Here is an 8324-nt window from a genome sequence, read left to right as displayed (position 1 = left end):
TTCGCTTTCACTTTTTGAAGACGGAGGCCGCAAAGCCTCGAATCAGACAACCGTTATCGGAGACAAGCGACCGCACGAATCGTAATACCAGCAACAGCCATAGACTTTCTCAGCGGCCAGCGGTTTTCACCCAGAGCCCGGATCACGGCAGTGGTCCTGGGCTCTTCGTTTTTCACGGAGGCAATTCATGTATATCGATGCTGCAGAACAGGTTGAGCCGGCGGTTGTCAGGATTCAACGCATGCTCAAAAAGATCGATCAGCTTCATCTGCCATCCGCCTCGCGCCGCGACCTCGAAAGTATTCTGGTCCGGCAGGTGACGAAAGAATTGGATCGCATTTTCCCTTGGCAAGCAGGACATGGACTAGAGACTGCTGTAATTGCGCTTCGAATCGGACAGGCTGCACGCCTCGATGCGGATGTATTGCACCAGCTGAAACTGGCTGCCCTCCTTCACGATCTTGGCCTTCTCATGCTTCCGCCTCATCTGCAAACCGGGCAAGAATCGCTCGAGCCAGACTCTTACGTAACAATTCAGAATCACTCCCGGCTAGGAGCGACCCTGCTCGAACCCTTTTCCTTTCTCCGTGAGGCGACCGTCATGATCGCCCATCACCATGAGCGGTGGGATGGATCAGGTTATCCCTATGGGCTCAGGGGGGAGTTCATTCCATTCGGAGCGAGAATCCTCGCCGTCGCCGACGCATTCGAAGCCATTCATGTTCCTGAAGTCTGCGATCGATCCCTGCGGGATCACATCGCACTTCGAATTTTGAAGGTGGCTTCAGGAACTCAATTTGATCCCTGTATCGTCGACCTCCTAGTCGAACTCATGGGAGCTACCGAAATGACATATTTAAGGAGAGTAGCCTACCGGTAGCACAATGGGGCATATGACTTACGCCGACTTCAAAGAAGGCCAGAGTCTATGCGACTTTGCGCGTCGCAGTCCACTTCCAACGAGTCACTGCACGAAGACTATGAATACACGACTGCCGGTTACTCCGATGGGAAATGTCACTCGTCTTGAGCAGGCCGATTATCGGAGAGACATGTCCTTCCCCGAAATTCCCCTGATACTTTTCGGGCACTGCAACAGACCGATAGGGCATAGGGATCTTACCTCTGGTGCGTCAAATGCCGAGTATTGGGATGCCAGCTCGGCCAGACAAGAGGACTTGCACAGTCGCTTCGGACACGCCGGCTTAAAGCATGGCTTAAAACTATTAAACTACCGTGGAACAGTGACACGCTTCAGGCCGACAAATATCACACTGAGAATCTGGCCGGTCATCATTGCGCACACTCTCATATTTTGAGCATCCAGCACGGAAAGCATGAGATCCCCGCTTCGGCTCTCCTCCTTTACGATCTCATGTAATCGTAAAGACTCACGGGTGGTTCAACCTAGACTTGAATACTTCCTCCTCAGTATGATGAATGCCATGGGACTGAACACAAACTGCAGAGTAGAATTGGAACTTTGGAGGTGGCTATGAGCGGCTACATCATCAATATCGAAGAAGCGACGACCAGGAACGAACATTATCGTCAGGTGTTATTTACCGCACATCATACCCAGCTGGTGTTGATGAGCTTGAAGCCGGGCGAAGAGATTGGAGAGGAGGTGCATGACCTGGATCAGTTCATCCGCTTTGAAGCGGGTGAAGGTAGCGTGGTCCTGGATGGCAAACCTCATTCCGTCAGTGACGGCTATGCTGTGGTCATCCCCGCCGGGACAAGGCACAATGTGATGAATCGCTCGAGCACAACGGATCTCAAGCTCTACAGCCTGTACAGCCCCCCGGAACACAAGGACAAGACCATTCACCGAACAAAACGGGACGCCGATGCCGACGAACACCATCATTTCGATGGAAACACTTCAGTTTCTTAAGAAACTCGTGCGAGGCCTCTCAAGGAAGGACGACAGGTACGCAAGCCTTCGCTCGCGTACCTGTAAGTTGCATTACTTCTTGACCTGCTCGGCAAGATAGTTCTGGATTCCCACCTGTTTGATGGTCCGCAATTGGGTCTCGAACCAATCTACGTGCTCCTCCGAATCCTCGATCATATATTCCAGCAGGTGACGTGTCGTGAAATCACCGACAGTGGCGCAGTGCGCGATCGCCTTTCGGAGCAATTCCACGTCTTCACACTCGAAAGCCAGATCAGCTTGAAACAGAGCCTCTACGTCCCGCCCATGCGCCAAGGCATCGACATGCTCCACATCCGGCTCACCATCCAAGTACAGAATATGATCGATGAGTCCCGAAGAATGCTCCACTTCCTCCTTCGCCAGATGACTGTACTGGTCATGCAGCCGTTCGTATCCCCAATTTTTGCACAGAGCCGCATGAAGCAGATACTGATGTATGGCCGTCAATTCCGCTCGCAGGATCTGATTGAGCGACTCCAGAACACCTTCTTTGGCTTTCATGGTCCCCCTCAGGATTCTTTCTTGATCTGTTCGGCCAGGTAATTTTCAAGGCCGACTTGTTTGATGGTTTCCAGCTGGGTTTCGATCCAATCAATATGCCCGTCCACATCCTTCGCCATATCCTCAAGCATGTGACGGGTTGTAAAATCGGCAACCTTCGTACAATGCACGATCCCTTCATTCAACAACGCCAACATCTCCTGCTCGGCCTTCAAATCCAATTTAAACTGCTCAGACACCGTCTCGCCAACCTGAACCGCGTTCATGCGCTGCACATTCGGCACGCCTTCCAGGTAGAGAATATGACCGATGAGTTCGTCGGCATCTTTCATCTCGTCGATGCTTCGCTCGCGCACCTTGTGATGGAGCCGGTCGTATCCCCAGTTGTCACACATTTTGGCATGGACAAAATACTGGTTGATAGCCGTCAAGTCGGCCGTTAGGATCTTATTGAGAATGTTGATGACCCCCTCTTTTGCTTTCATGATGAGTGCCCTCCTTTCACGCTGAACCTACGGTTTTTTCTTATTATCATCACGTCTCATTCTTGCCGTCAACTCTCAAAATGTATCCATTTCGAGTTTACTTCTCAATTTCGATGAAATGTATTCTCAGTATTAGACGATCGCATCGGCACCATGGCGACATGCATACACCCGTTGCGCGTGACTCGAGCACTTGAAAGAACAGTCTGCGGGATGGTACATTTCTACGTCCAGAATTGTGAACCACAGATAAAGTCATGATGAAGCAGGTAAGACGTTTCGGCCCGTCCCTTTTTCTATTGACCCTCACAGCAATTTTCAGCCCCGGCCTCGCCGCCGCGCACGGAAACGTGTCGATGGAAGAGGACATCTGCGTGCGAAGAATCGGCGGTAATATGGTGCATTTCAGCGCTTACCAGCCGCAAATCGAGCCGAAAGCTCAATACTGCACGGATATCCCTGATGTAGGGGACACCTTTCTCGTGGTGGACCTGGTCGACCCGAGCCTGCGAAACCTACCGGTGGGAGTCAAAATCATTCGAGGGGTCAATGAAAATGAGCAAGACGAGACCAAGACCGTGGCGTACTGGAAGCCGGCTTCTCACCCTGATGGCGTGGTGAGAGGAGAAGCCAATTTGGACAAGGGCCTCTATAAACTGATCATAACGGCAGAGGGGCTCAGCCCTTCTTCCTATTTGTTGCGAGTGCAGCAGGTCGACTATTCAAAACTCGGTCGCGCGGCGCTGGGCCCGCTGGCCTTACTGCTGGTCCTCGGAATAGTTGGATATGAGCTCTCGAAATCGAGCCGCGTGCGGGGTTGGTTTGCGTCTCGCCGTCGTTCGTGATCAGTGGCTGTGCGTGACTATCTAGGCATTCATTTCACTATTTCCAGAGAGGGATTTTCATGAGGCCTTTCGTATACCTGAAGCTGACGATTGGATGTGTACTATTTGCCATGAGTGCCCTTGTGTCCTCACAAGCCTATGCTCATGGCGGGCTCTCCATGGCTGAAGACATGTGCAAGCTCACGATCGGACCTTATATGATGCATTTCAGCGGTTACCAGCCAGAGAACTCGCAGCAAAAGCAGTTTTGTGAGGACATTCCGGCGACCGGCCAAACGATCGTCGTACTGGATTACATCGAACAAGAACTCCGTTCACTCCCCGCCGAAGTGCGCATCATCAAAGACACAGGCTCAGAGGACAATCTTGAGACTATTACAGTTTTTCACCTTCCCGCCAAGGTGTATCCGAACGGTTCCATCGACTTTGCATACACCTTTGACAAGCCCGGGAAATTTGTCGGTATGGTCACCGTGGGTGACAAACAGGAACATATATCCCGGTTCCCATTTTCCGTAGGTGAACCGAAGATCTTTTCCAAATTTTTAAATATCTACATGGTTCCAGTCGCTGCGGTCGTCATCGTCGGCGCAATTGTTTTTTTCATGCGCGACCGCCACAAGCCGTCGCAAATCGCGGCCTCCTAGTGTCGCGCGACGAAGGGACCGTTACATCAGAATCAGAGAAAGAAGAAGGTGGAACATGTCGTGTCATTTGCTGATTCGTGCGTTGGTATGCGGTCTGTTCCTTCTGGTCTTGGCTCCTTTTACGGCACTGGCCCAGCATGGCCATGAATTGGCAGCTGATACGTGCGTGCTCCACATCGGACCCTATAAAATGTATTTCGCCAGTTACCAGCCTGACACATACTACGATCGGAAATTTTGCCAAGAACTACCAGGAACGGGGAACTCCGTCTTGGTGCTGGATTTCGTTGAGCAAGAACTTCGCTCAATACCCGTAGAAGTGCGTGTCATTCAAGATACCGGCTCGGAGAATAATCTCGAAGCAGTGACCGTCACCCATTTCCCAGCCAAGGTCTACCCGACCGGCTCCATCGACGTAAAATATAATTTTGATAAACCCGGCAAGTTCGTCGGCCTGGTTTCAATCGGAGACAAGCAAGAACACGTCTCGCGGTTTCCTTTTTCTGTCGGAGAAACAGGAGCCATTTCGCACCTGACTCACTACATCATGGTCATCGTGCCCGTCCTGGTAGGCATCGCTGTCGTCGTGTTCTTTTCCTTTCGGGATCGCCGCAAACCTTCGGAGATCACCGTATCATCGTAATAGGATTAGGCCTTGAATACTCGCCAGAGCGCTGAGTCAGAAAGCCGGATGCGTCACGTTTTCTTGGACCCCATGATCGGGCATCGGGCACATGGAGGACCAATGATCGGCTCGCTAGGCACACGCGCGTTCGCGCGTGTCATCTTGATCATGGCGTTTGTCTTGGGAGTCTCGGCCACTGCGGCTTTCGCGCATTCCATGTTGATCAAGGCGGAACCACCGCGACGAGCCGTCCTCACCAATGCGCCGACTCAGGTGCGCTTGTGGTTCAACGAGAAAATCGAGGGAGAATACGCCTCCCTCGTAGTCCTCGATGCCAAGAAACAATCGATCACCGACTTGAAACCAACCTTGGCCCCTGACGATCAAAAATCGATCGTGCTGCCGCTACCGGAGCTGGCACCCGGCAAGTATTCCGTCAAGTTTCGCGTCCTCTCGGTGGACGGACACGTCGTCGAGTCGTCTTTCGACTTCACCGTAAAGGGCGAAACGCAAAAGAAATGATCGAAGCTGCTGGCGCGCTGTTTCGCTGTCTGCAGCTAGCCTCCTCTATGCTGCTGATCGGTGGTTGCGTTTTTTTGGCAATCGCCGGACACATAGGCCTTGCTTCCCGGCATACGTGGCCGACTCGCCTGAAAAAGACCTTTCCTTGGCTGGCCGTAGGGCTCTTGCTCGGACTATTCGGTCTCCTAGCTACAACGACGGCGCAAGCGACCGGAGTTCCTGAAAATGCCTGGAGCCCACAAGCCTGGGTAGACTTCTTACAAAAGACCCGCGTCGGGCTTATTTGGACCCTGCGTGCTGCTAGTGCCCTCGCTGTTATTGTAATCGTTCTGTACGTTCGGGTTTCTCCTCCGGCGCGCTGGCGCTACGTTGTCTGCGCGTCTGTTGCGACGCTGCCCCTGGCCCTCGGTTCTCTCGCCAGCCATTCGGCGGCCGAAGAGCAAGCCGTCTTGGCCACCGTGATCTATGCGCTGCATGTCATCGTAGCCAGTGTCTGGTTCGGCGGACTCCCGGGCGTGATCCTTGTTGCCTCCACCACCACGACCGAATCATCCGACGACCGATCCCAAGCCGGGAAAGTGCTGAGCCGTTTTTCGACATTGGCTCTTCCCACAATGATCGCCGTGATCGTGTCCGGCCTGGTCGTGGCAAATCGTATGATCGATACCAATTATGCCGGACTCGTTGCTACGACCTACGGTTGGCTCCTCATCCTAAAACTCACGTTGCTCGCGATCATTCTTTTTATCGCCGCGCGCGCGAAGTCTGTTTGGGTACCATCGCTTGGGCAGGATTCGGACATAGCCGCAGCGGGTGGACGAAAGCTTCGGACTGGGGTAAGGATTGAGTTCGTCCTTGCCATCCTACTGGTGATCGTCGCCACATTACTGGCCAACGCCGTGCCCGCCAAGCATGATGTGATCGATTACTGGCCCTACCCCTTCCGCTTCTCCATCGATGCCACCTGGGGCGACTGGCTCGTACGGACTATCGTACTGGCCGGCCTCGTACTCTTGATCATAGCCGGAACGACGATCGTTCTCGGTCGCAAGAAACAGTGGGAAACTCCGTGGCGAATCGCTGTTCCGACAATACTAGGAGTCCTCGGACTTGGTGCGTCACTCTATCCCATTTCCGTGCAATCGTACCCGGAAACATACAGGAAGACTCCGGTGCCGTTCGATGCTATCTCCATTGCAAATGGCGTTGAGCTCTATGCGGCGAATTGCGTTCCTTGCCATGGGCCGCAAGCAAAGGGGAACGGTGTGTTGGCCAAGACGTTGCCGAGACAACCTCTAGACTTTTTAACGGAGCCTCATACCGCCATGCATACGGCCGGCGACTTCTTCCATTGGCTGACCTACGGACGATACAACGGAATCATGCCGGCCTTCGGCGAGAAATTCTCTGAAGACGAACGCTGGGACTTGCTGAACTTTCTCCATGCCAATTCTCGGGGGTATCAATCGAGAATCATCACTCCCCGTATTCTTCCTGAGCAACCGTTCATGGCCACTCCGAACTTCTCGTACACTGCGCACGACGGCTCAAGCGGCACATTGAAAGATTTCCGCGGAAGACACAGTCTGCTGCTGGTCCTCTTTTCCTGGCCGGAATCACGTGACCGGCTCGAGCAACTCCGTGCGGCTTCCACCACGATCACTGGAAAGAATACGGCCATCTTGGCAGTCCCCATGACCGACTTGCCTCCGGACGAGCTGGCCGCCATCGTGCGAAATATGCCTTTCCCTGTCGTGACACAGGGTGCGCGCGAGATCTCCAACAGCTATGCTTTGTTCCGAAGGACGCTTTCTATTCCGGATCTGTTCGGCGAAGGAACACGCCCGAAACACATGGAATTCCTCGTCGACCGCTTCGGTTATTTGCGAGCACGGTGGATTCCTAATGGAGATGGAACAGGGTGGACGGATATGACCTTGCTGACACAGCAGATTTCCCAGCTCAATCAAGAGGGAGAAATCTTGCCTCCGCCAGGCGATCACGTTCATTGAATCGGCGCATCAGAACGACCTTTCATCTCGTCCAGCAAGTCGACTTGACACCACCGGGCTCCTTGCTCATCTTGACTTCCAATACCTGCAGGAGTATACCTGCCCTCTCCAAAGTAGAGCCGCCCCATGTGCGCTATAGGCAAGGGGTTAGGTGCCTTTCTCATGATATTTTGCTTGACTCGTCTCGAAGCTTTGTCAGATACTTGTTGACCTTTTGCGGATCCTTCCACCAGAGGAAACATATCAATCGTGGCAGGATCTCTTCCTGAAACGTGGCATTCGGTAGTAGGACACTTTCATTTAACACAAGGAGGTAGGGCACATGGCAGCTGACAGTTCGGGGCGAGGGTATGACATCTCGCAGTGGTACGATTCGAAGCCGGTGAAGATCGGGTGGTTGGCGATCTTGGGGATTGGAGTATTTTGGGTGCTGTACCAGCGGGCGTTCGGGTACTCGCACGGGTTAGACTCCATGACCCCGGAGTTTGATTCGGTGTGGATGGGGCTGTGGCGGTTTAACATTTTAGCGAACGCGGTGTTTTTTGCGGTGACGATTGGGTGGATCTGGGTGACGCGGGACCGGAACCTGGCGAACCTGGACCATAAGCTGGAGCTGAAGCGGTACTTTTACTGGATGGGGTGGTTGGTGTGCTACATCTGGGGCGTGTACTACGCGGGGAGCTACACGTTGGAGCAGGATGCGGCGTGGCACCAAGTGATCATCCGGGACACGAGCTTCACGGCGAGC

General features: G+C 53.4%; 10 protein-coding genes. 8 read left to right on the top strand and 2 right to left on the bottom strand.

Features of this window, described 5'->3' with window-relative positions; genetic code table 11:
- Positions 1 to 187: 187 nt before the first annotated feature.
- Both ACOSYY_RS06345 and ACOSYY_RS06340 read left to right on the top strand, forming a co-directional pair.
- Positions 188 to 880, top strand: coding sequence for an HD-GYP domain-containing protein (locus ACOSYY_RS06345; RefSeq protein ID WP_421661423.1), 693 nt, complete (start codon positions 188 to 190; stop codon positions 878 to 880).
- Between the two features lie 615 nt (positions 881 to 1495).
- Positions 1496 to 1897 (top strand): cupin domain-containing protein, encoded by a 402-nt coding sequence (locus tag ACOSYY_RS06340; protein ID WP_421661422.1) that lies wholly within the window; start codon positions 1496 to 1498, stop codon positions 1895 to 1897.
- Between the two features lie 72 nt (positions 1898 to 1969).
- On the opposite strand, the gene bfr (ACOSYY_RS06335) is transcribed toward ACOSYY_RS06340, so the two are convergent.
- Together bfr (ACOSYY_RS06335) and bfr (ACOSYY_RS06330) are read right to left on the bottom strand one after the other, a co-directional pair.
- Positions 1970 to 2440, bottom strand: coding sequence for a bacterioferritin (gene bfr, locus ACOSYY_RS06335; RefSeq protein WP_421661421.1), 471 nt, complete (start codon positions 2438 to 2440; stop codon positions 1970 to 1972).
- Positions 2441 to 2448: 8 nt separating this feature from the next.
- Positions 2449 to 2925 carry a bacterioferritin gene (gene bfr / locus ACOSYY_RS06330; RefSeq protein WP_421661420.1) on the bottom strand — a complete coding sequence of 159 codons (477 nt, stop codon included), beginning with the start codon at positions 2923 to 2925 and terminating at the stop codon, positions 2449 to 2451.
- 257 nt (positions 2926 to 3182) lie between these two features.
- Here bfr (ACOSYY_RS06330) and ACOSYY_RS06325 point away from each other — a divergent pair, with 257 nt between their 5' ends.
- The 6 genes from ACOSYY_RS06325 to ACOSYY_RS06300 form a co-directional block, all read left to right on the top strand.
- The gene (locus ACOSYY_RS06325; protein ID WP_421661419.1) at positions 3183 to 3770 is read left to right on the top strand and encodes a hypothetical protein; all 588 of its coding nucleotides are present in this window, start codon (positions 3183 to 3185) and stop codon (positions 3768 to 3770) included.
- Positions 3771 to 3928: 158 nt separating this feature from the next.
- Positions 3929 to 4417 (top strand): hypothetical protein, encoded by a 489-nt coding sequence (locus ACOSYY_RS06320; protein WP_421661418.1) that lies wholly within the window; start codon positions 3929 to 3931, stop codon positions 4415 to 4417.
- A 55-nt stretch (positions 4418 to 4472) separates the two neighbouring features.
- Positions 4473 to 5060 (top strand): hypothetical protein, encoded by a 588-nt coding sequence (locus ACOSYY_RS06315; RefSeq protein ID WP_421661417.1) that lies wholly within the window; start codon positions 4473 to 4475, stop codon positions 5058 to 5060.
- Between the two features lie 102 nt (positions 5061 to 5162).
- A complete protein-coding gene (locus ACOSYY_RS06310) occupies positions 5163 to 5564 on the top strand; it encodes a copper resistance CopC family protein (RefSeq protein WP_421661416.1) in 402 nt (133 codons plus the stop codon).
- The gene (locus ACOSYY_RS06305; RefSeq protein ID WP_421661415.1) at positions 5561 to 7576 is read left to right on the top strand and encodes a CopD family protein; all 2016 of its coding nucleotides are present in this window, start codon (positions 5561 to 5563) and stop codon (positions 7574 to 7576) included. Before ACOSYY_RS06310 ends, ACOSYY_RS06305 begins: the two co-directional genes overlap by 4 nt.
- A gap of 322 nt (positions 7577 to 7898) precedes the next feature.
- The coding region (locus tag ACOSYY_RS06300; RefSeq protein ID WP_421661414.1) for a methane monooxygenase/ammonia monooxygenase subunit C at positions 7899 to 8324 on the top strand (426 nt) is incomplete at its 3' end.

Source organism: Nitrospira sp. BLG_2, assembly GCF_049222245.1.
The sequence above is the reverse complement of the archived record's forward strand: the minus strand, read 5'-3'. Positions and strand labels throughout refer to the sequence as shown.

Excerpts from the sequence above, each read along its gene's own strand:
- ACOSYY_RS06305 (WP_421661415.1), top strand. The coding sequence starts at position 5,561 with ATGATCGAAGCTGCTGGCGCGCTGTTTCGCTGTCTGCAGCTAGCCTCC.
- bfr (WP_421661420.1), bottom strand. The coding sequence starts at position 2,925 with ATGAAAGCAAAAGAGGGGGTCATCAACATTCTCAATAAGATCCTAACG.
- bfr (WP_421661421.1), bottom strand. The coding sequence starts at position 2,440 with ATGAAAGCCAAAGAAGGTGTTCTGGAGTCGCTCAATCAGATCCTGCGA.
- ACOSYY_RS06315 (WP_421661417.1), top strand. The coding sequence starts at position 4,473 with ATGTCGTGTCATTTGCTGATTCGTGCGTTGGTATGCGGTCTGTTCCTT.
- ACOSYY_RS06320 (WP_421661418.1), top strand. The coding sequence starts at position 3,929 with ATGGCTGAAGACATGTGCAAGCTCACGATCGGACCTTATATGATGCAT.
- ACOSYY_RS06340 (WP_421661422.1), top strand. The coding sequence starts at position 1,496 with ATGAGCGGCTACATCATCAATATCGAAGAAGCGACGACCAGGAACGAA.
- ACOSYY_RS06345 (WP_421661423.1), top strand. The coding sequence starts at position 188 with ATGTATATCGATGCTGCAGAACAGGTTGAGCCGGCGGTTGTCAGGATT.
- ACOSYY_RS06325 (WP_421661419.1), top strand. The coding sequence starts at position 3,183 with ATGATGAAGCAGGTAAGACGTTTCGGCCCGTCCCTTTTTCTATTGACC.
- ACOSYY_RS06310 (WP_421661416.1), top strand. The coding sequence starts at position 5,163 with ATGATCGGCTCGCTAGGCACACGCGCGTTCGCGCGTGTCATCTTGATC.